At 52.4% G+C, this 22939-nt stretch carries 20 protein-coding genes; 8 read left to right on the top strand and 12 right to left on the bottom strand.

Annotated features, from left to right (window positions below; translation table 11 throughout):
- The first annotated feature begins 31 nt into the window (after positions 1-31).
- From WFK81_RS17100 to WFK81_RS17110, 3 genes are read left to right on the top strand one after another with little or no spacing between them, the layout of a single operon-like run.
- On the top strand, positions 32-1393 hold the full coding sequence (locus tag WFK81_RS17100) for an ABC transporter substrate-binding protein (protein ID WP_336787603.1): 1362 nt from the start codon (positions 32-34) through the stop codon (positions 1391-1393).
- Between the two features lie 53 nt (positions 1394-1446).
- Entirely contained in the window at positions 1447-2415 is a 969-nt protein-coding gene (locus WFK81_RS17105; protein WP_336787604.1) for a carbohydrate ABC transporter permease, read from the top strand.
- Between the two features lie 19 nt (positions 2416-2434).
- The gene (locus tag WFK81_RS17110; protein ID WP_336787605.1) at positions 2435-3253 is read left to right on the top strand and encodes a carbohydrate ABC transporter permease; all 819 of its coding nucleotides are present in this window, start codon (positions 2435-2437) and stop codon (positions 3251-3253) included.
- Positions 3254-3508: 255 nt separating this feature from the next.
- Here the strand turns inward: WFK81_RS17110 and WFK81_RS17115 are convergent, their stop codons facing one another.
- The 5 genes from WFK81_RS17115 to WFK81_RS17135 all read right to left on the bottom strand — a co-directional run bounded on the left by WFK81_RS17115 (position 3509) and on the right by WFK81_RS17135 (position 8665).
- Positions 3509-4330: a DUF4358 domain-containing protein gene (locus tag WFK81_RS17115; RefSeq protein ID WP_336787606.1), complete on the bottom strand. Its 822-nt coding sequence runs from the start codon at positions 4328-4330 to the stop codon at positions 3509-3511.
- 26 nt (positions 4331-4356) lie between these two features.
- Positions 4357-5505 carry a DHHW family protein gene (locus WFK81_RS17120; RefSeq protein WP_336787607.1) on the bottom strand — a complete coding sequence of 383 codons (1149 nt, stop codon included), beginning with the start codon at positions 5503-5505 and terminating at the stop codon, positions 4357-4359.
- 20 nt (positions 5506-5525) lie between these two features.
- Complete coding sequence (locus tag WFK81_RS17125; protein ID WP_336787608.1) at positions 5526-6935, bottom strand: MBOAT family O-acyltransferase; 1410 nt, start codon at positions 6933-6935, stop codon at positions 5526-5528.
- A 225-nt stretch (positions 6936-7160) separates the two neighbouring features.
- Positions 7161-7703, bottom strand: coding sequence for an NADPH-dependent FMN reductase (locus WFK81_RS17130; RefSeq protein ID WP_132308383.1), 543 nt, complete (start codon positions 7701-7703; stop codon positions 7161-7163).
- A gap of 83 nt (positions 7704-7786) precedes the next feature.
- Positions 7787-8665 carry a LysR family transcriptional regulator gene (locus WFK81_RS17135; RefSeq protein WP_336787609.1) on the bottom strand — a complete coding sequence of 293 codons (879 nt, stop codon included), beginning with the start codon at positions 8663-8665 and terminating at the stop codon, positions 7787-7789.
- A gap of 123 nt (positions 8666-8788) precedes the next feature.
- On the opposite strand from WFK81_RS17135, the gene WFK81_RS17140 reads away from it, so the two are divergent.
- Complete coding sequence (locus WFK81_RS17140; RefSeq protein ID WP_336787610.1) at positions 8789-9529, top strand: SDR family NAD(P)-dependent oxidoreductase; 741 nt, start codon at positions 8789-8791, stop codon at positions 9527-9529.
- 2 nt (positions 9530-9531) lie between these two features.
- Here WFK81_RS17140 and WFK81_RS17145 read toward each other — a convergent pair whose 3' ends face one another.
- The 4 genes from WFK81_RS17145 to WFK81_RS17160 form a co-directional block, all read right to left on the bottom strand.
- Entirely contained in the window at positions 9532-10680 is a 1149-nt protein-coding gene (locus WFK81_RS17145; protein ID WP_336787611.1) for a Ger(x)C family spore germination protein, read from the bottom strand.
- A gap of 14 nt (positions 10681-10694) precedes the next feature.
- Positions 10695-12155, bottom strand: coding sequence for a spore germination protein (locus tag WFK81_RS17150; RefSeq protein WP_336787612.1), 1461 nt, complete (start codon positions 12153-12155; stop codon positions 10695-10697).
- Positions 12152-13246 carry a GerAB/ArcD/ProY family transporter gene (locus WFK81_RS17155; protein ID WP_336787613.1) on the bottom strand — a complete coding sequence of 365 codons (1095 nt, stop codon included), beginning with the start codon at positions 13244-13246 and terminating at the stop codon, positions 12152-12154. The genes WFK81_RS17150 and WFK81_RS17155 overlap by 4 nt, the downstream gene beginning before the upstream one ends.
- A 129-nt stretch (positions 13247-13375) precedes the next feature.
- Entirely contained in the window at positions 13376-14677 is a 1302-nt protein-coding gene (locus WFK81_RS17160; protein ID WP_336787614.1) for a glycosyltransferase, read from the bottom strand.
- 122 nt (positions 14678-14799) lie between these two features.
- Between WFK81_RS17160 and WFK81_RS17165 the strand changes: the two genes are divergently transcribed.
- Complete coding sequence (locus WFK81_RS17165; protein ID WP_336787615.1) at positions 14800-17298, top strand: choice-of-anchor A family protein; 2499 nt, start codon at positions 14800-14802, stop codon at positions 17296-17298.
- Positions 17299-17352: 54 nt separating this feature from the next.
- On the opposite strand, the gene WFK81_RS17170 is transcribed toward WFK81_RS17165, so the two are convergent.
- Positions 17353-18123 (bottom strand): DODA-type extradiol aromatic ring-opening family dioxygenase, encoded by a 771-nt coding sequence (locus WFK81_RS17170; protein WP_336787616.1) that lies wholly within the window; start codon positions 18121-18123, stop codon positions 17353-17355.
- Positions 18124-18149: 26 nt separating this feature from the next.
- Positions 18150-18794, bottom strand: coding sequence for an alpha/beta hydrolase (locus WFK81_RS17175; RefSeq protein ID WP_336787617.1), 645 nt, complete (start codon positions 18792-18794; stop codon positions 18150-18152).
- Positions 18795-18950: 156 nt separating this feature from the next.
- Between WFK81_RS17175 and WFK81_RS17180 the strand changes: the two genes are divergently transcribed.
- Positions 18951-19499, top strand: coding sequence for a helix-turn-helix domain-containing protein (locus WFK81_RS17180; RefSeq protein ID WP_336787618.1), 549 nt, complete (start codon positions 18951-18953; stop codon positions 19497-19499).
- Positions 19500-19735: 236 nt separating this feature from the next.
- Complete coding sequence (locus WFK81_RS17185; protein ID WP_336787619.1) at positions 19736-21229, top strand: DHA2 family efflux MFS transporter permease subunit; 1494 nt, start codon at positions 19736-19738, stop codon at positions 21227-21229.
- A 52-nt stretch (positions 21230-21281) separates the two neighbouring features.
- Here WFK81_RS17185 and WFK81_RS17190 read toward each other — a convergent pair whose 3' ends face one another.
- The gene (locus WFK81_RS17190; protein ID WP_336787620.1) at positions 21282-22253 is read right to left on the bottom strand and encodes an iron-hydroxamate ABC transporter substrate-binding protein; all 972 of its coding nucleotides are present in this window, start codon (positions 22251-22253) and stop codon (positions 21282-21284) included.
- A 141-nt stretch (positions 22254-22394) separates the two neighbouring features.
- On the opposite strand from WFK81_RS17190, the gene WFK81_RS17195 reads away from it, so the two are divergent.
- On the top strand, positions 22395-22922 hold the full coding sequence (locus tag WFK81_RS17195; protein ID WP_336787621.1) for a YfiT family bacillithiol transferase: 528 nt from the start codon (positions 22395-22397) through the stop codon (positions 22920-22922).
- Positions 22923-22939 lie beyond the last annotated feature (17 nt).

Consider the following 22939-nt stretch of genomic DNA (forward strand, 5'->3'; position numbering starts at 1 on the left):
ATCACGGGCCAAAATTGTAGCGGAGGGAAACATGACGATGAAACGTTTGGCAAAAGGAGCTATCGCCCTTATGACGGTAGGATCGCTTATCTTGAGCAGTGCTTGCGGAGCAAGCACGGGGGCAAACCACGCATCCGGCAACGCGGCGGCTAACAACCAGTCGTCCAATGAGGCTGAGCTCGGCCAGCTGGACCCGGCTAATCCTACCAAGGTTACTTTCTACTCCTACAGCCTTGCTTACCCGACCATGAAGGCAGGCATGGAGCAGCTGATCAAAGAATTCAACGACACCGTCGGCAAGGAAAAAGGGGTTATTGTTGAAGGCGTGCCGGACGCCACCTTCCAACAGTACAAAGTCGACATTTCCGCCGGCAAAGAGGTTGATGTCGTTCAGCATACGTTTAACCTGCTCGACAGCTCCCGCCTTGGCCTTGGATTCAAAGCTTACGAGGATGTATTTCCGAAGGCGGAGCTCGATGAGCATTTAAAGGGCATCTCGCCAAACGCGCTGGAGCTGGGCAAGATCGACGGCAAAATGTACGGCCTTGCTTTTACGTTCAGTACGCCAATCGTATTCATTAACGGCAAGCTGTTCCAAGAAGCCGGTCTCGATCCGGCTAACCCGCCGAAAACATGGGATGACGTTAAAAAAGCATCGCTGCAAATCAAAGAAAAAACCGGCAAGGACGGCTTTGGCCTCTCTCCTTCCAACGGCTGGGTAACGGAAGGCGTCATCTTGAGCAACGGCGGCCGCGTCTTGTCGGAAGACCGTTCGAAGGCGGAGTTTGCGAACAAGGAAAGCGTGGACGCCATCTCGATGTGGAAAGACCTGTACATGAACGGCGCTTCCGCGAAAGGTACGGACAACGAGCTGGCTGAGCAATTTATGGCAGGCAACCTCGGCATGTATGTGTCTTCCACCTCCCTGTACAGCGGAATCAAGAAGGCTTCCGAAGCGGGCGGCTGGCAGGTATACGGCGGAGCGCTTCCGCAATTCGGCGATAAACCGTCCATTCCGGTCAACTCCGGCAGCGTGCTTGCCGTACGTCCGGACACGCCAACGAAAAACGCGGCGGTATGGGAATTCATCAAGTTTGTCACAGGCGATAGAGGTTACACGATCATTACGTCCCAAATCGGCTACCTGCCGCTCCGCACCGGCCTTGCCGACGACCCGAACGGCCTGAAGGATTTTGTCGAGCAAAACCCATTGTACAAAATCAACCTTGAACAATTGTCCCGTATTCAGCCGGTTGCCATCTGGCCGGGCGACAGCGCAACGGAAATGGTTACCGCGTTCACCGACGCTGTCGTTAAATCGGTCAGCACGGATGCGAATGTCGAGCAAACGCTTAAGCAAGCCCAAGACCAAATCAACAGTATGATGCCTTAACCGCAGCCATAACTCTTGGAGAGTCTGCCTCCTCCATAAGGAAAGGAACCGTTATGAGCCAAACGATCGATAACTCGTATGCCCCCCCTTTAAAGGGGAGTCCTTCTATTGCAAGAAAACGTCTGAATAAAGCGAAGCTGTGGCGGCGGATCAAACCGTTCGTCTACCTGGCCCCCGCCATTACTCTGCTCAGCATCTGGATGTACAGGCCTCTTATCCAAACCTTTTATCTGGCCTTCCATAAGTGGAACATGGTTCCCGGCACCGACAAGAAGTTCGTAGGCCTCGATAACTTCGAGCGGCTGTTCCATAATCCCAGCTTTATCGATTCCATCGGCAATACCGTCTTCTATACGGTAGGCCTGCTGCCTTTCTCCATCCTTATTCCGCTTGTACTGGCTGTCGTCACGAACAATATGAACGGCAGCATGAAAAATGTTTACCGAGGTATCTTCTTTATCCCGATGATTCTGGCCCCCGTGTCGGTCAGCGCCATCTGGAGATGGTTATTTCATCCGTCGAACGGCGTAATGAACCATATCCTGGTCAAGCTGCATCTGATCAACCAGCCCATTGCTTTTTTCTCCGACGCGCATTATGCGAAGTGGATCATTCTGTTCATTACCGGCTGGAAAATGATCGGCTTCAGCGTCATTATGTTCTCGGCGGCGTTAACCGGCATCAACCGCGAATATTACGAGGCCGCCGCGATTGACGGAGCTTCCAGCCTGCGCCAATTCGTTAACGTCACCGTACCACTCATGTCGCCAATGATTATGTTCATGCTGATGATGAGCATCCTATTCTCCAGTCAATGGACATTTGCTTATATCGATATTCTGACAACGGGCGGTCCGTACGGCACTTCAACCAACATCTATTACGAAATGTACCGCTTCGCGTTCTCAAACTTGAATGCAGGCTTCAGCTCGGCGGCGGCGCTTGTCTTCTTCTTTGTATTTGGCGCGATCGCGCTGCTTATGAATGCGGCATCCCGCAAGCTGTCGTTCTACGATAATTAACGGTGAAGGAGAATGCTCGATGAAACAACGTAGCCCGGTACTGGCATTCCTGCGGCACGGAGCGCTTGCTATGATGTGTATCATTGCGATTATCCCGCTGTACTGGATGGTCAACTCCTCGCTCAAGAACGAGTCCGAGATTTTTACATCCAGCCTGATTCCGAAGGCTCCTACGTTCAGCAACTATACGTACGCTTTTTCCCAGATGCCGATTGTCCGGATGATCTTCAACTCGTTTGGCATCTCGATTCTGATGACGCTGCTTCAGCTGGCCACCAGCCTGCTTGCGGCTTACGCTCTCGTCCGCTGGAGATTTCGCGGCAAAGGCCTGATCTTCTCGGTCTTGAGCTTGACCTGGCTTATTCCGTTCCAGGCGATCATGATTCCGAATTATGTTCTCGTCAATAACATGGGGCTTAACGACAACCTGCTTGGCATTGTCCTGCCCTTCTGCGTGTCTACCTTTGCGATTCTGTCCCTCTATCAGTCGTTTCAATCCTTCCCCGGCGTTCTGATTGAGGCGGCTTGCATCGACGGCATGAACGATTGGGACATCCTTGTGCGGCTCATCATTCCCAATATCCGCTCGGGGATCGCCTCGCTTGGCATCATTTCGTTCATTAATTCCTGGAATGAGTACCTGTGGCCGATGCTGATCACCAAGAAGATGGAGAACTCGCCGATTCAGATCGGCCTGAAGCTGTTCGTCAACTCCGATACGAATATGTGGGGCTCCCTGATGTCCGCCACCACCGTCTCCTGTCTGCCGATCCTGATTATCTACCTGCTGCTCCGCCGGCATATCGTGGATTCGTTTATCCGTTTCGGGATTAAGTAATCGGTTCACATCGAAAATAGAAAGCCATGAACTCCTAAGACGGAATTCATGGCTTCTTGGTTTATCGTATCTTTCTCTTCCTCCGGTGGTATGTCCACCATCCCATCCAAATGAGCCCCAGCGCGAGCAGCCCTCCAAGCAAAACGATATAAGACAGATGGAACAGAGATTTATTCATTTGGGTAACCTCCTTACGCCAGCTCTTACCCAAATAGGATGAATCTAACGAGCCAAATTATACGGCTGCCTTGTTCATCATTTCTTCACCGCGGCCTTGAACGCTTTCACCAGATCATCCGCGCTCTCCGAGATGACGAAGAGGACGTAGTTGCCCTGCACGACGATTTTGTAGTTCTTCGCATTCTCGTACTGGTCCGGCAAATAGGATTCGAACTGCTTCTGAACCGCTTCGGCGCGGCTGACCATGCCTTTCTTCACGGCGTCGATATCCTTCTCTTTCTTCACCTTAAATACGGCAATCTCGTTTGTCTTTACGTTCATTAGCGGCATGCGGACGGAATAATCGGCAAGCGTCGAGGTGTCGATGCCATACATGTTCTTCACATCATCGGCGGTCATCGCGATCAGGGCAGGCTGCTCGACCGCTTTCAGCATCGCATCGATGACATCGCTCGCCGCAGCCTCAGTAGACGGGCTTGGGCTAGGCTTGACGGTTGGCTTTGGCGTTGGTGCAGGCGTCGGCTTTGGCGTAGCGGACGGTTTCGCGCTTGGCGAAGGCGTTACCGCCGGCTTCTTGGCCGGCTCGGATGGCTTCGCGCTAGCTGCCGGTTCCTTCGACGGCGCCGGCTTCTTGCTTGGCTCGGCTGAAGCGCTTGGCGAAGGATCCGGGCTAGCGCTTGGCGAAGGACTCTCAGCCGGTGTCGCCGATGTCTCTTCGCTAGGCTGCGAATCGGGGCTTTCGGACGGACTCTCTTCTGCCGGAGCCGTAGCCGTAGCCGTAGGGGTTGGCGAGGCTGCCGTATTATTGCTGCTGTTATTGTTATTGCCGCCGCAGGCGCTTAGTGCGCCTCCCATAATCATGACGGCGAGAAGAAGAATGATGGCACGTTTTTGCATGTAAGAACTCTCCCTTGTGATATCGATTATTTGTTTAGCTTAAGAATCTCGTTGTTCTCCGAGAAGGTTGCCGTATTAAACAGCATAAGGGTATGGCTTATGCCGTTCGCCTTCCTATATTCGCTTACGCTGCCGTTGTAATAGCGCATATCAATGACATGAATTTCTTTGACATGCTGCGCCAGGAAAGGCAAGACGCTATGGGCGTACGAATCCTTGACTACAAGCAGCTTGTCGAGATCCGCTTCGCCCTCCGGAATATCGCTTGTCAGCGTCATAAGCGCATGAACGCCTCCTAGGAAATACGAATATTTATCTTTTTTCGCCAGGAAACTCTCGTCGTATAAGCCGGTTGAGGTCGAATCGGTATCCGCTACATGCACCGAAGTGGCCACCGGCTTCTTCGGCAGAAAGACCTGCAGCGAATCCGGTTTCGCCAGGCTGAATTGCCCGCGCGTATGGTAGCTGCCGAGGAAAGAATCGCTTACGGTCTTGACCGTATAATCCGACAGCGGATGCGGGGTCCAGCCCATCCGCTTCGCATAAGCCTCATAGGCATAATAAGCGCCAAGCGTTGTCCAGTGGTGGTCGGTCCGGTAATAGATCGAGTCGGAGACATGCGGCATCAGAACGTCGAACCCGTTGATATACGTCAGATTGGCAGATCCTCGCAGCTCTTCCCCTACCGCTGCGTTCACCTGATCCTGCCGGTCATGCGGCGCTTTCCAAGGAAGCTTGTCCGGATAAAGACCAATGGAGGTCGGCGCAAGAAGCAACGTCAGTTCGGAGTCCGGACTAGAGGCGGCGAAGCCCTTCACGGCATCCGTATATTGAGCGAGCAAGGCAGGATCCGGCTTCGTAAACTTCTCGAACAGGTAACCGTCCTTCCCTTTGTAAATCCCGTTGTTCTCCTGCTGAAGCCGCAGCTGCTCGGAGAGCGACTTCACCCATACCCACTGCCCGCGAAGCGGAAAATGGTCCGTGACGAACGTTTCCGCCTCCTCCGCGAACTGCTTGGAAAGCAGAGCGTCCCAGGTCAGCTTGGGCTCCGCCTGCAAATAGCGGTTCTCAAGCTCGGAGAACTTCCTTGCCGGCGAGAAGAGGAAGATCAGGGCGAGAACAAAGATCGTCGCGACAAACCAGATGGCGAGCAGACGGTCGGTTTGTTTTTTCATCATGGAGGTCCCCCTTGCTGTCAGAAACGGAAATACAGGAACGGATTAAACGTCGCGTCGACGAGATAAGAGACGGAGAGGAAGAACAGGACAAGCAGCCAGGCAAAGCCGGCCAGCGGGCGGACGGCCGGCCAGCTGCCGTTCTCCGGCGTGGACGCCATCCGCTTCCTCCAGGCGACTGAGGCCAGCACAAGCACCGCGAGCAAACCCAGGTTCGTGTACAAGTAGTACACCGTCCCGTCATTCCAGAGCGGCTGGCCGCTTAGGCCAAACATCGCTTTCAGGTAGATGACCACCTTCGGCAGCTCGTCAAAGGCGAAGAGCACCCACCCGATCAGGATAAGCAGGCAGGCGTACACATGCCGGATCCAGCGCGGCACGCGGGCGAGCAGCTTAAGCCCGGCCCATTTTTCGAAAATAAGAATAATGCCGAAATACAAGCCCCACAGCATGAAATTCCAGGCCGCCCCATGCCAGATTCCGGTTAGAACCCAAACAATCAGGATGTTGCGGAGCTGCTTCGGCAGACCTTTCCGGTTGCCGCCAAGCGGAATATAGACGTAATCCCGGAACCAGGTGCTCAGCGATATATGCCATCTGCGCCAGAAATCCGTAATGCTCTGCGCCGTATACGGCTTATTGAAGTTCTCGTTAAACCGAAACCCAAACATCAGCCCCAGCCCGATGGCCATATCCGAATAGCCGCTGAAATCGAAATAGATCTGGAACGCAAAAGCGATAATGCCAAGCCATGCGGTAAGTACCGGCAGCGTGCCCGCATCGGCGTCCGAAACCGCATGCCAGAGCAAGCCGATGTTATTGGCCAGAAGCACCTTTTTGGCCAGGCCGATAATAAAACGCCTTACTCCTTCCGCAAACATCTCCATCGTCACGCGGCGTTCCTTCAGCTGCTCCGCCAGCGTGTTGTACTGCACGATTGGCCCCGCGACAAGCTGCGGGAACAAGGCCACAAACGTACCGAAGTCTATCCAGTTCCGCTGGGCTTTCGCCGTTCCCCGGTACACGTCGATAATGTAGGACATCGATTGGAACGTATAGAACGAGATGCCGATCGGCAGCGCCAATTCCGTGAGCGGAATATCCGTGCCCAGCAGGGCGTTCACGTTGCGGATCGCAAAGTCGGCGTACTTGAAATACGACAGTAGCGCCAGGTTCACGATAACCGAGGCGACGACAATCGCTTTGCGCCGCTTCGGCCCCCACTCCGGCTTGCTCAACAGGAGGCCGAAGCTGTAATCCGTCACCGTCGAGATCAGCATAATGACGATATAGACCGGCTCGCCCCAGGCATAAAAGACAAGGCTGGCCAGGAACAGAATCAGATTCTTCCCTCTTCGCGGCGACAGCCAGTAGAGCAGGAATACCGCCGGCAAAAAAATAAACAGGAATAACAGGCTGCTAAATACCATAGCCGATTACGTCACTGTCCAAAATCCGCCCCAGGCGGCAGGTTTCAATTGATCTTCCCTCTTCCAATGATTTCACGTCCAGCACTCTCCTCGATGTGGGTAATGATATCGCATGCATAACAGTGCTACTGACGCGAATTCGGACAAGAAGGTTACAATTTGCCGCAAAATAAACAGCAAAAAAGAGCACCCTCCAAGGAGGATGCTCTTCGTAAGGCAATCATTCTATTGTCTAAGCGTCTTAAGCGCGCCGCTCCAGGCAAGGACCTGGTCCAGCATGCCGTTTACGTTCGTCAGATGAAGATCGGCCGGCTTGAATACCGAACCATTCTCGAAGTCCGTGAACAGCGACAGCGCAGGGTGTACGCGCACGTCGGCTACCGACAGCTCGCCAAGAATGCCGCGAAGATGCTCTGCCGCGCGGGCGCCGCCCACCGAGCCGTAGCTCACGATGCCGGCTGCTTTGTTGTTCCAAGCTTCGCGCGCGAAATCGAGCGCATTTTTCAAGGAACCCGTGATGCTGTGATTGTATTCCGCTACGATAAACACAAAACCGTCGAGGCCCGCCAGCTTCGCATTCCAAGCGCCTGCTTGCTCCGAAGCATCCACTTCGCCAAACAGCGGCAGCTTATAATCTGCAACGTCTACGATCTCGTAGTTAGCATCGCCGCGTTTATCGGCAACACCCTTTACCCACTCGCCTACTTGCGGACATACGCGGCCCTGGCGTGTGCTTCCCAAAATAATCCCGATATTCAGTTTGGACATGATAGACCTTCTTTCTTAGAGTTAGTTAAACGATTTGAACCTTGCACTATCGTTTCCATATCATTCCTTCTCTATGCAGGGGTCTAAATCCTTTCTAACGCCTGCCTTAAATTCTCGTAAAGTCTTGCGGCTGCAGGCGATAACGGAGCGGTACGGCTTGCCAGCCCCATCAGCATGTCTATCGATACGTCTTCAAGCTCCCTTATTCGCGTGCCTTCGGGCAATGGCTCTAGGACAGTCAGCGGAACGAGGGCGATGCCAAAGCCGTGCGCCACATATTGTCTAAGCGCCGTCATGCTGCCGATTTCCATCGTCTCGATCGATAGAGGCCCGTTATCCTGCAGGACCCTCTCGAGCCTCTTCCGGTAGGGACAGGTTGCCGCCGTAATAAGCAGGCGATGCCCTTCCAAGTCGGCAAGCTTGATGCGTTCCAAGCCTGTCATCGGATGGTTCTCGGGCAGCAGCAGGACAAACTTTTCTTGAAACAGCGGGTGGAAATACAATTCCTCCCCTGATTCAGGCGCGGAGCATAACGCAAAATCCAGCTCCCCCCGTCTCAGCCCGTTCACCAGCAGAGGCGTGCTGGCAATCTCAAGAGACACCTCAACCTTCGGATGCCTGTTCATAAAATCCATAAGCAGCTGCGGCAGCCTGCGGCTGGCGGTCGGCTCCGTTACCCCAAGCCTCAGCTTCCCGGCTTCGCCGTTTTGCAATTCGACCAAGCTGCTCTGCAGCCGTTCCATACGGCGGACAATATCCAGGCTCTGCTCATGGAACAGCATTCCCGCTTCCGTCAGCCGAACCTTCTTCCCCCGCTCAAACAGCCTGACGCCAAGATCCGCCTCCAGCCTCTGAATCTGCATCGTCACCGTAGACTGGGCGTAGCTCAGCTCCTCGGCCGCTTGATGAAAGCTGCCATGCCGGACAATGGCGTGCAGAGTCTTTAAGGTCTTCAGATCCATTCGTTGCTCCATCTCCTCCAATTGTATTCAATAAAATTGAATCAATTCTTTATTTTATTCAATTATACAAATGGAACAGCAGCTTATACAATGACATTAAACGAAGAACGGGGAGGTCATCCTATGGAACTGAAACATAAGATAGCGCTTGTAACCGGAGGAGGAACGGGAATCGGACGGGCAACCAGTCTAGCATTAGCCGGCAAAGGAGCGTCTGTTGCCGTTAACTATTCCCGCTCCGCGCGGGAAGCAGAGGAAACCGTACAGCTCATTCAGAGCTTGGGCGGGAAGGCGATGGCCATTCAGGCGGATGTATCGAAGGATCAGGAGGTCAAAGACATGGTAGAAAGTATCGTTCAGCGCTTTGGCACCTTGGATCTGCTTGTGAACAATGCCAGCATCACCCGCCACATTCCGTTCTCCGACCTGGACGCCGCAACCGGCGAAGTATGGGACGAACTCTTTGAGGTCAACGTAAAGGGCATGTTCTATTGCGCAAGAGCAGCCGCTCCCCACATGAAAAAACAGGGACGAGGCGCCATCGTTAATGTCGGCAGCATCGCCGGTACAACTGGCTTAGGATCGTCCCTGCCATATGCGGTATCCAAAGCCGCCGTCCACGGCCTTACCAAATCTCTCGCGCGGGCGTTGGCTCCTCATATAAGAGTCAACTGCGTGGTGCCGGGCGCCGTCGCAACGAGATGGTGGGCCGGCCGGGAAGAACAAATGCTGCAGCTCGCCCCTAACCTGCTTCTGAAGCAAATCTCAACTCCCGAAGATATTGCCCGGCTTATCTGCGCTTCGCTGGAGCAGGAAGCCATGACCGGCCAGATGATTACCGTCGACAGTGGCCAAACGTTGTAACCCTATTTTACGATCTCCTTGTACTTCCCTGTGCTTGTAATCTTGACGGTAACCGACACGCGGCCAAGGGAATGCTCGTTCAGGAAAAAGAAGCCTCCCTTGGTCAGCTGGTGGAACAGGCGCGGGCGCTGCCGGTACAACGTCTCTTCCAGCTTGAACGGATCGCAATGCTTCGCAATGCCAACCTTGTACGTCTTTTGGATTTCCGATTGTATAGCCTGCTCCGCCTTTTTCTCCATCACCGCTATAGTCGCATTATCCGAATCTCTGACCGTTCCTTTTGCCATAACCTTAAGGTCGAACTTGACGTCCCCGTTGCCCTGCACCTTCGGAATCACCCTCATCCTGGGATGTTCGAACTGAATAGCTCCTATTTGACCGTCCTCCAAAGGCACCTGAAGTACCGTCCTGCTGATTTTTTCCGTAGCCCACCTCAGCCCCATGAGCTCCTGCGAGGACATCCAGTTCACTACCTTGCCCTTATCGAAAAAATACGCTCCGTTCATCTCAAACATCCCGCGCCCGGCTTTTTCCTCCAGCCATGTGTGTTTATTAATCGAAATGGAAGGAATGTAAAGCGAGTTACCCGGTTCATTCATATTTGCGATAAGCCGGTTGCCATAGGAGGCAATGACGTAAGAACTTTGGTTGCGGTTCTGCACGCTTGTGTACATGATGGTATCAAGCGGGGACAGATTAAAGATCGACTTCTGCGTCAAAATGTCCTCCATCCTCTCCTTCGTGCCGAATACAAGCACGTTATACCGGATTTCGTAATGGCGGTTTAACGTTTCGTACGTATCTTTCCCGCCGCGCCTCATTAGATTCTCGCTTAGAACGACAGTCTTCAGATGCCCCCAGAACAAAGGAAACTGCGAGGTCTGGTTCGTATCGGAAAGCGATAAGGCAAGCGTTTTCCCGTGCCCCTTTCCGATCCAGATCGGTACCTTTTTGCCCAGCGACGTATTCTCGGATTTCGCGATATTGGAGAAGTTAAGCACCTGTACATACGTCTTGTATTCGCCATTCTCGAAATCCACGCCAAGCGCGGTTACATAGGCCATATTCTGAATATCCCTCGAGTTTGCGCAGCTGGGAAGAAGGCAAACACTCAGCAAGCAAACAAATATTTTTACGATAAGCAGCCGCATCCTATTCCACTCCTTTACCGCTCGTCATCCTGATTTTGCAGGACGGACGGACGCCGTTTCATTAGGAACCAAGGAAGTCTAAGGAACGAGGCCACAACATCCTTGATTTTAAGCGGCGATAGAGGCGCAAGATAGCTCATGCCAAACGACTGCTGGCTTCCCATAAGCGCAATAAAGATGACGATCCCGAGAATGACCCCATACATGCCGAGGAAGGAAGACAGCATGAAAAAGAACAGCCGGATAATGCTCACGACCGTGCTTAACGACTGGTTAACCAGCGTTACTCCCGAGACTGCGGTAATGGCGCCAATCACCACGACCGACGGAGACACCAGCCCCGCGCGGATCGCGGCATCGCCAATGATGAGACCGCCAATCGACGTTAAGGTCTGGCCGATGGAAGTCGGCAGCCGGACGCCGGCCTCGCGGAAGATCTCCAGCAGCATCAGCAGAATAAACATTTCGATTTGAGCGGAGAAAGGCAGCCCAAGCCGGGAGACCGATATGGTCGCCATAATCCGGAACGGCAGCTGGTCCTGATGAAAGGCCATAAGCGCTACCCAAATCCCAGGCAGAAAGACGGTTAAGAACAGACTGATCAGCCTTATCAACCGTGCAAACGAGACATAAGTGTAATTGAAATGAATGTCCTCCGGCGATTTAAGCAGCAGGCTTAATCCCGCAGGCCCTATCATAACTAGCGGATTGCCGTCCATAACAATGAGGAACCTGCCGGAAAGCAGGGCGTTTACGCAATAATCGGGCCTCCCCGTATAATCCAGCAGCGGTAGAAGCTTGTATTTCGAGCCGGTTAGCTCCTCCTCCAGCTGGTTAATGCTGTAGAGACCGTCCGTATCAATGGACTGCAGGCTTTTATGTACCGCATTTAATATTTTTGGGTTAATAATATCTTGGAAATAGAGCACGGACAGCCTTGTCTTCGTCCGCTTGCCGATCGTATATTCCTTCACGTGAAGAGAATGGCTGCGCAGCCGTTTGCGAATGAGCGCTACATTGACGGACATATCCTCGATAAAGCCGTCTTTGGGGCCTTTAATGGAAATTTCCGTGCTGGATTCGCTTGGCATCCGCTGCGGGCGGTCGCTGATTCCCATATTGAAATAACGCTTTTCCTGAACAAAATAAAGAAATAGCCCCCCCTCAAAAACAATCTCATCAATATCTTCCGCGGTAGGCATTCCCTTATATGCGAACAGAGACAGCCGGGAAATCATCTGATGGATGTCTTCAGCCGAAGCCTTGCCGGCTGCCTCGTAATATTCGGTAAGAACGGGAAGGACAAACTCGTGAATTTGCCCCGTATCGCAAAGAGCATTCGCGTATACCAGTACGACGGAAGGCTTGTCGCTTGCTCCGAACCGGCATGGCTTGACGAATACGTCAGCCGACCCCTGATATAACTGCTTCAATCGTTCTTCGGTCCAGCTCACGCTGCCTGCGGCTGCCGTCATTGAGGTTCATCCTTCCGGTATGGTTTGGCAAACAAGGTGATGACCATCCATGTCAGTGTTATAACCAGCAGAATAACAAGCGAAATAGGCAAAAACACTTTGTACATCCACTGGTAATAGGAATAATCATTCGTGCGAATGATGCCAATAAAGATATAGCTGGACATAATAACGGCCGTCGTCCATTTGCGGACTTTCCCCTTCATCTTCAGAACATCGGTCAAGAGGTACACCGCTATGCAAATGCGAATGCAAGCCCCTGACATCCATTGAAAGATCGAGAAGAAATCGACATGCTCTATATATTGCCCCACCTTCACAAGACGCCACTGTTCGTAAGGGGAAGTCATCTGATTGGCTGCTTCCTTGGGACCGAATTCGGTAATAGCCCCAACGATTGGCCCCAGCATGATTCCTACGATAAACAGGCCGTAGACGAGAACGTGCCACGTCTTGATTTTTTCGCTAAGCCTATGCTGCAGCAGTAGCAGGAAGATAACCTCGATATAACCGCTTGACGCATACAAGATGCCGTCGGCAACAGGTGTCCACCCGTGCTCCAGAATCGGGGTCAGCAATCTATAGTCTTTTTCCGAGTGGTTAAAGACGGCGACGAACACCCCCAATACGCAGACAAAGGGAAACAATACGCCCGAGGTTATCGCAATCGAGCGGAGACCCCATACCGTTATAAAAAAGCAGATAATAACCAGAGTAAGAGCAAGCACCAGAGCCGGGGAGGCCGGCAGGTAGTTGGTTGTATTCCACTTCACGGTATGGAGAACGGTTGTTGCCCCGATTACATATAGAATGACGCAGACCGGAAGAATCAGAATCCATGACACAATGGGATGAGTCTTATCCGCTATCCACTTCTGCCACTTCTGCTGGCCCGACTTTTTCATCATCCAGGTCAGCAGCAGGCACAATACTAGATAAACAGCCCCTGTCACGATTACCGTAATCCAAGCATCCCGCCCGGAAGCGTCAAGCAGCATCGGATTAACAATGACATGATTGATAAGGCCGTTCGTCAAAGCGAAAATCATTAGCAATTGGGCGATATTGATTTTATTGGTCGTTCCACTCATAAGCAGCTCATTCCGTTCCTGTTATTCCCTGGGCACAGGGAAAAAGATTATGTTATTGATTCCCAATAGCAATGCCAAATTATTCATAGAAACAAGAAGAAAGGCTCCCCGGATACGGAGAGCCTTTCTTTAAAGCCCCTCTAAGGGCCGATGTTCAATTAGCGGCTTTAGCCGGTTTTCCCAGATCCACCTTGGATTGTATTGCCGGCGGATTATGGTCTTGGCCTGAATAACCGGATTATTCTCCATCCGTTCCAGGATGAGCTCCGCGTGCTCGCGCAAATACGCCTCCTCCGAAGGATGATAGGTCTCTCTCGTATCCACGCCGAACCCCCTTGCATTCCATCTCATAAAATACGCTTGAAGCCGGTTGCCCAGTTCCTCTAACGCCGGTACCGCCTCATTAAGAACAAGCATATTGCCCCGGCTGGCCGCCTCCAGCACAATAAGCCCAAAGGATTCCGAGTAAGAGGTGCATATAAACAGATTGCTTAAAGTAAACAGATCCATGACCCCCGAATGCGGAAAGCCGTCCGGCCAGCCCAGATCCGAGGTGAATACAAGGTCTTCTCGGCCAAGACCGTATAGCTCTCCTTCGCTTCCGATTCTCCGTTTGTAAGCAGCCGGCTCGATATCGAGAGACGGAAAATCGCAAAAGATCATCTTCACCCGTTTGCCCGACACCGCTCCAATGGCCCCTAACAAAGCAGCCGCTTTCTCCATCTGCTTGCCTGTCGTGAGCCGGCCGGGATAGACGGCCAGAATGTCCGGCGACAGCAGATCGGTCCTCGTTCCAAGCCGCCGTACCTCTTCTCCCATTTCGCCAAACAGATTGAGGCTGTTGGGAATCGCTTTGCACAGCTCCAGGGGAACCCTGTACTGGTCCGCAAGCGCGGCTAGTCCCGATTCGGCCGGATAAAGATAGGTCGTATTCGGCAGCGGCAGAAACCTGGCCGAGAGAGGCCAGTCCATCCGCTGCGGCCTGACGGCCGGGTAAGAATGCGTCATGGCAAGGAACCGAAGCCGGGGCAGCCGGGCCTGCGCTTGGCGGACCGCAATATTATGAACGAGGTGCCAGCCCTGGTACAAAATATCGTGGAGAAACACAACGTCCACATCAAGCAAAGCTTCATAGAGGCTGTCGGCAATGGCCTCTGCCTCCTGGAAGAAGCTTGGATGAACCCTTCCCGTTGGCTGCGCGTAATCCACCCAATGTATCTGCTTGCCATGCAGCCTATTCGTTATTTTCACCCACTCAATCCGTTCGTCGCTATAGATGCCATACCGCTCGGAATCCGGGCAGTCCTGACTGACGAGCATCTTGACTTCGGCTCCGCCGCCAAGCAGCATATGCAGATGCTCCTCCACAACGCTGACTAAGGAATAGGTTTTCGACAACCCGTTGAACATGGTCAGAATCGCAACCTTCAACGCTCGCCCCCCTTTTTTTCGCGTAAATAATGTCTTGTATGCCTGAATAAAAGGGATTATGCATAGGTATGTAGGGTGTGCGTATATAGGGCTGAATACTGTGCTAGGAGGGGATAACGAAAATGGCCTGTGTCAATCTGGGGATAGCCAATGATTTCAACTTGTTTCTGTTTGGCGATCACACGCAATCCTTCGTTGATTCGGAGGGGAGAGTGGCCGTTGGCGGCAATGCCACTTACAACAGCTATGGGGTAGGGGATAAACTGCCCGTTTCTACAACCAGATCGGATCTCATTATCCGGGGAGACGTAAATATCACGGCAGGAACTAACTTCGCGGGAAATACAACCGTGTTTCCTAGCAGCACTGTCATTAACTATACGATGACCAATAACAACCGAGTTCCCGGCCAACCCCTGGTGGGCACCCCTATCGATTTTGACGGAGCGGAGCAATCCTTGGCCCAGTTATCCCTTAACCTTGCCGCCTTGCCGGTAAACGGCACGGTAATGAATCATTTTGGCCAAATCGTACTTACGGGAACGGATCCCGCGATTAACATCTTTATGTTTAACGGCAATAATGTGGACGGCAACGGGCTGCGCCTGGATACGGCGAACGGACTTAATATCATCGCCCCTGCGGGCTCGACTATCCTTATTAACGTTGGCGACGATAACGTCGGCTTCGGCAGCTTTCAAATCTTCCGCAATGGCGTTACGGCCAGTCCTAGCGAAGGACAGTTTATTCTTTGGAATTTCTATCAGGCGGTTACCGCCTTTAATCAGAATATCTCGATTACCGGCTCGGTGCTGGCTCCTTACGCCAACTGGGAAGCGATTGGCTTCGGCAACATTGACGGCACGCTTGTCGCCCAATCGCTTACGAATGTTGGCGGCACGCTTGAGGCGCATAATATTCCGTTTATGGGCTGCCTGCCGGGTACCGCCGTGCCAATGACTTCGACAACAACAACGACAACGCTAGCCCCAACAACGACGACAACCTCAACCACGTCAACGACAAGCACGACATCAACGACCTCAACAACGAGCACCACGTCAACATCCAGTACATCAACCGCCGTCCCTACTACTTCAACGACAACAACAACGACAACGACGCCGGTGCCTACGACAACAACCACAACTTCTACCTCTACGACGACACCGGCCTTAATTACGGGACCCATCATTACGGCAACCAAAACACCAAATGTCTCAACCGCGCAAATTGGGGATACGATTACTTATACGATCACCGTCACAAATGTAGGGACATCGCCGGGAGAAGCCTTGTTGGTCGAGGTCCTTCCTCCGGGCATCCAGTTTATTCCGTCCAGCCTGTTCATTGACGGGGGCCGGTTCAGCGGCGTCGATATTACCGAACAGGTCGTCATCGGGATAATTAACGCAGGGCAGGTCGTCACCATCCAATTCGAGGCTTTTGTCGCAGGTCATCCGCCAAACGGACAAATTGTCAATGCGGGCTTTGTTGTTACTGTCCCGCCGGGCACCGTGCCGGCGACCTGTACGCCGGGAGACGTATCCTTGACCCCTTTGCAAGGCGTCACCCCTATTCCCGGGCTTATGCTGCCTGTCCTACCCGTCTTTAAGCCGGGCGTAACGCCGGCGCCGGGCCAGGTTCCCAACCTTGGACCGATAACCGACCCAAGCGGAAACGTCCTGCTTAATCAGCAGGTCACCGTTCCCGGCATTACGCTTACGCCGCTTGTAGGCTTAACTATTCCTGTTCTGACGGGAACCGTTCAGCCTATTATCTCAACCAGCTTTGTTGCGGTTCCGAATACACCGGGCCCAAATGCGCCTTCTCTTCTGGTGTCCAAGGCTTTCCTTGATATTTCTTTGTTTGCGGGACAGCGGATAACGTACACGATCTTTGTCGTCAATAACGGCAATGCCGTGTCCGGAAGAACGGTCCTGACCGATGCTCTGCCGTCCAATGCGACATTCCTCCCGGGTACCGTCCGGGTCAATAATGTTCTTAGGCTTAATGCGAATCCGAATGAAGGCATTAGTCTCGGACCTATTGCTCCTAACCAAAATGCGTTTATCCGGTTTGACGTGCTTGTAAGAGGCAGCGGTTCACTGACGAACACGAGCCAGGTAAAAGCCGATTTTATTATGCCGAATCAACAGATTGTCTCGCAGACGTTCCGATCTAATACGATTTCGAACCCGGTCAGCACGATCCGGGCAGCCGATTTTGCTTCCTTCCTCAAGACGGCGGACGCGCAAATCGTTAAGGTCGGAGACAGCTACCACTACAATGTTACGCTTACGAACCTGTCAACGGATATTACGGCAGGCAACGTCATCTTCTACGATCCGCTCGACAATCAGCTTCAGTTCGTTTCGGGAAGCCTTACCGTTGACGGCATACCGCAGCCTGACCCTCAAGCGGGCATCCCGCTTGGCACCATCGGTCCCGGCGCAACGCGGCGGCTGACCTTCCAGGTCAACGTGCTGGCTGAGCCAGCGGGCGGCATCCTTATTAACCTGGCGGCTGTTCTGTTCGAATTCCGCTTCGGAACGTCCTGCTTCCGGGCCGGTCTCTTGACCAATACCGTACGGATTATCGTGGAGGAAGAGGAGGAATAACGCAAAAAAGCCCAAGACCATGCTTCGCAAGGGTCTTGGGCTTCCTGCTCTTTATTACGCAAATTCCCAGCAGCTAAGACTGAGGTTGCCGTATTGATAGCTGCGGTGAAGCAGCTTCGCCTGGCGGGTGCCGTCCCCTGTACCCATGGCCAGCAGAAGCGGAATAAAATGCTCGCTTGTCGGCACTGCCTGAGCCGCATACGGAGCTAACGTGCGGTATTGGAACAACGCGTCAATATCCCAAGTCTCCAGACGATCCTGCAGCCATTGATCGAAGCTGGCTGCCCAATCGTCTACGCCGTCCGAACGCCAGTTCAACGCACGCAAATTATGAACGGTTCCCCCGCTTCCGATGATCAGAACATCCTGCTCCCGAAGCTCGGCAAGCGCTTTGCCAATCTGGTACTGCTGCTCGTTGGTCAAGTACCGGTTCACCGATAAAGCAATAACGGGGATATCCGCATCCGGATACAAAGGCTTCAGCACCGCCCATGCGCCATGATCCAGACCGCGCTCTTCGTCCGTTACCGCCTGTATCCCTTGCGTCTCAAACAAGGATACGATGCGTTCCGCCAGAGAACGGTCCCCTTTCGCCGGGTAAGTCATCCGGTACAGCTCATCCTGGAATCCGCCAAAGTCGTAAATCGTGCTGTACGTCTTAGATGCGCTGACGGCTTGCACGTTCTCCTCCCAATGGGCCGAGAATAGAACAATGGCCTTCGGCTTTGGATGATTAGCCGCGAAGGTCTTCAATAAATCCGTATAGCTGTTATCCTCCAATACGATGGATGGCGCGCCATGCGCGAAGAAATAAGATGGAAGCATTATCGTCCACTCCTTTTATATAGGTATTATGCTCTAGCGTCTTCCTTGATCCATTGCAGGAAATCCTGTTGATTCTCTTCCGTAACGCCATGATCGGACTTATACGTTTTGAACGTAAGCTTGGGGGCAAGCTCCCGGAAATAAGCTTCGTTCTCGTATCCGATGCTGACCGGAAATACCGAATCGTATTCGCCGTGCGAAATAAAGAAGGCTACCTGCTCCACGCTCTGCAGCGCATATTCGTCCTTCACGAAACCGGGCACGTAACCATTCAAAGCTACGATCCCTCTCAGTTGGTTCCCCATCGTAAGCGCCAGCGTCATCGCCAGAATCGCCCCTTGGCTGAAGCCAAGCACATAACGGCGCTGCGGATCTATCGGATATTGTGCAGTTGCTTCCTTAATAAAGGCTTCCAGCTGCACGGCTGCTTGATCGAATAAGTCACGGACCGGATTGCCGAGGCTTTTGAGCTCATAATATTGATAACCTGCTCCGAGCCGAAGATTGCCCCGGATACCGATAATGATGCAATCCTCTGCCAGTGGTTCAACTAACCCGTACATATTCCGCTCGTTCGAGCCTTTCCCGTGAAGCGTAAAAATCGTGGGATACGTTCTGCCCGGCTCCAAATTGGACGGCAGATGGACATCATACTCATAAACCGAGTTCATGGAACAACCCTCCGTTTGAAATGAAATATATTAGTAATGTGAATATTTATTTTATATAAGAAATATAACGCCGCAAGGTCTAGCCTGTCAACCGGAAAATTGTTAATATAAATATTAGTTATGTATGACTAATATTTTTGAGGAGTGAGCTGCGTCATGGATATCGGCTCCACCATTCGGGCCATCCGCAAACGGAAGAACATCACGATCGCCCAAATATGCGAAGAAACCGGCTTGTCTCAAGGCTTTATGAGCCAGGTCGAAACGAATAAGACCTCCCCGTCGATTGCAACGCTCGAGAGCATTGCGAATGCGCTTAAGGTTCCGCTGGCCTATTTGCTGCTGGATAAAAAGGAAAAGATGCAGATCGTCCGCAAGGATGATCGCCGGGTAACGACAAGCGGGCCGGACAAGCTGAACGTCTCTCACCTGAGCTCCACCAAAAATGTTCATATGATGATCGTTGAGCTGCCGCCCGGCGCGTCAACCGGAGAAAATCACGCCCACGAGGGCGAAGAAGTCCATGTCGTGATCCAGGGAACGATCTATATCGAGCAAGGAGAGGATGCCGCCGAATTAAGCGCCGGCGATTCCTTCAGCTGGAATGCCTGCACCCCGCATACGGTGAAGAACATCGGGGAGGATACCGCAATCGTCATGATCGCGGTTTACACCGAATCGGATCCTTCGAAAGCGTTTATGTAAAGAAGCATTAAGGGCACCCCGCATGGTGCCCTTCTTCTTTTCAAAATAAATAATTTATACACATTTGTTCCCGCTTGACGCTCTTTTCTCGGCCTAGCCCCCTGTGATAAAGTGGAAAAAGGGCCAAATAAAGATCCGTGGAGGGGAAATGAAGGACGCATACCGTCCAGCGAGCCTAAACAAAATAACATACATACCTTTTCGTTGAAAAACGAAGGAAAGGAAGGCAATTATTCATGAATGCTTCTCATGCTGGTGGATCCAGCTCTGCCCCCGACTTAACGAACATTAAGCGCGGGCCTATTATTGCTACAATTATAATTGGCGCTTTTATCGCCATTCTCAATGAAACGCTGCTAGGCAACGCGCTTCCCGAGCTAATGAAAGCCTTTGAAGTTGGCCCTTCAACCATTCAATGGCTCACAACGGCCTATATGCTTGTTGTAGGCGTACTCGTTCCGGTAACGGCGTTGCTTCAACAATGGTTTACGACCCGACAGATGTTTATAGGCGCTATGACCTTGTTTTTTGCGGGTACGGTTATTTCGGCCGTTGCCCCCGAGTTTGGCGTCTTGCTTGTAGGACGGATTGTTCAAGCCATCGGCACCGGCTTGATGCTGCCCGTATTAATGAACACCATTATGGTTATCTTCCCGCCGGAAAAACGCGGGGGCGCCATGGGCCTGATCGGGCTTGTCATTATGGCGGCTCCAGCCATCGGCCCAACCTTGTCCGGCGTTATTATGGACTCGCTTAACTGGCGCTGGTTGTTTATTCTCGTTATTCCTCTTGCGGCTTTGTCGATTATCTTCTCCTTTATGTTCCTGAAGAACGTATCGGATATTACGAAGCCTAAGGTGGATATCCTTTCGATTCTGCTTTCCACGATCGGCTTCGGCGGCCTGGTATACGGCTTCAGCTCGACAGGCGAGAAAGGCTGGTCGGATCCGGTGGTCATCTGGACGATCGCCGTTGGCGCTGTTGCGTTGATTATCTTTATCTTGCGCCAATTGAGGCTGGAGGCTCCGATTCTGGACCTGCGCGCCTTCAAATCGCCGATGTTCTCTATCGTAACGATTCTTCTCTTCGTCCTTATGATGACGTTGTTCTCGACGATGACGCTGCTGCCAATGTTCCTGCAAGGAGCACTTCTGATGACGGCATTCACTTCCGGCCTCATTATGCTTCCGGGCAGTATTGTGAACGGCATTATGGCACCGATCTCCGGCGTATTGTTCGATAAATTCGGTCCTCGCGTTCTGGTAACGCCCGGCCTTATCCTTGTGGCGATCTCGCTGTGGATGTTTACCGGCATTGACGCCACGGCAAGCAACGGGCATATCATCATGATTCATATTATTATGATGATTGGTATTTCCCTTGTGATGATGCCGGCTCAAACCTCCGGCCTGAACCAGCTGCCGCGCCACCTTTATCCGCATGGCACGGCGATCCTGAACACTCTGCAGCAAGTGTCGGGCGCAATCGGTACGGCGCTGTTCATCAGTATTATGAGTAACGGCACCAAAGATTATCTGAAGACCTCCTCCGATCCGGGCTCGCCGGCTGAGCAAGCTCACGGAATGGTGGCAGGCATTCATGACGCCTTCTGGATTGGCCTTATTGTCGCCATTGCCGCCATCGTAATCGGTTTGTTCGTGAAGCGCACCAAGCCGCCTGAAGGCGATCAGCCGACGGAAGGCGAGAAGCAAGTAAGCATGAGTCATTAATTGAACAAAAGCGCCCTCCAGATGATTCTGAAGGGCGCTTGCCGTTTGGAGCTTATTTCAGGAAGCCTTCTTTGAAGATTGCAAGCAGGTTTTCCAAGGTAGTAGGGTCACTGTAGGATGATGCTTCCGTATCGATTTCGATGACATGATTGTTTTTAACCGCAGGAATGTTCTTCCAAGTGTCCGTATTCATAAAGGCATTGTCGTTCGCGCTGCTTCTGCTAAGTACGATATAATCGCCCGCGTAATCGGACAGCAGCTCTTGCGACAAAGTGTAGTAGCCAGGTCCTTGAGCATCCTTCGCTACTTTCTCGGGCATTTTCAGCCCCATTGCTTGGTACAATACTTCTGTGCCGCGTGCCCAGTGGTCGCCAAACACGTAGAAGCTCTTCGCGTCGGTCTCAATGACGGAGACGGTTGCGTTCTCGCCGATCTTCGCTTTAATCTCGTCGCCGGCTGCGGCGGCACGGGATTTGAAATCGTCAACCCACGTTTGCGCTTCTTTTTCTTTGCCAAGAACCTTGCCGATCTCCAGCTGTTGATTCAGATAATCAAACTTGCCCCAAGTAAAAGCAACCGTAGGAGCGATTTCGCTCAGCTTGGCAACGTTCTTGCTCTCCGTGCCAACCACGATCAGATCCGGATCGAGCTCGATAATTTTCTCCAGGTCTTCATCGGATACGACTTCCACGCCTTTCAGCTTCTCGGTGAAAAGCGGGCTCATATTGGTCCATTGGTCTACGCCAACAAGGCTGGCACCCATGGAAATCATATTTGGCGCGTAAGCCAGCGCTACGATGCGCTTTGGATTTACCGGGATTTCCACCGGGCCGCTCTCGGATTGATAAGTAACGGTTCCGGATGCCGGCTGTTCCGCTGCTGCGGATTCCGTTGACGCAGGTGTTTCGGTCGCAGCCGCAGCTCCGCTATTTGCGTTGCTCTTGTTGTTTGCCGAGTTGCTGCCGCATGCGCTAAGAACAACAACAAGCACTAGCAGCATAATTGCAGGAATAAACTTTTTCATGGTCTAGCTCCTTTTATTATGAATGGCATTTACTACGATAATGATTATCAATATCACATTAAATAACTATAAATGGTTATTGAAAGTCTGTCAATGAGCGCAAAATAAACATTATTGCAATAAAGCGGAGGTTATTTAAACATGAGCATGGACCATTTGCGGTATCCCATCGGGCCTTTCGAAGAAGTATGCGGCCCTACGGCCGAGCAGCGCAGCAATTGGATGAAGGAGATCGAGCGGATGCCGTCGCGGCTTCGGAATGCGGTGGGAAATCTGTCCGAAGATCAGCTAGCGACCCCTTACCGTCCCGGCGGCTGGACGATCCGGCAGGTCGTTCATCATCTGGCGGATAATGACATGAACTCTTATATCCGATTCAAGAAAGCAATGACCGAGGAGAACCCGGCCGCTTCCACGTACCGGCAGAACATGTGGGCTGAGCTTAACGACTATGAAGCTCCCATCGAGACGTCGCTTGTTCTGATCGAAGCGCTGCGCAGCCGATTTGCCGTGCTGCTGCAAGGGATGCAGTCATGGGACTTTGCAAGAACCTTTACAAGCCCGACAAACGGACTTATGACGCTGGATACGGCCATACAACGCTTCGAATGGCATGGCCGGCATCATCTTGCCCAAATCAACTCATTAAAAAAGCGTATGGGCTGGTAGCCCATACGCTTAAATGC

It is taken from the genome of Paenibacillus sp. MMO-177 (genome assembly GCF_037147795.1).
GTDB lineage: Bacteria > Bacillota > Bacilli > Paenibacillales > Paenibacillaceae > Pristimantibacillus.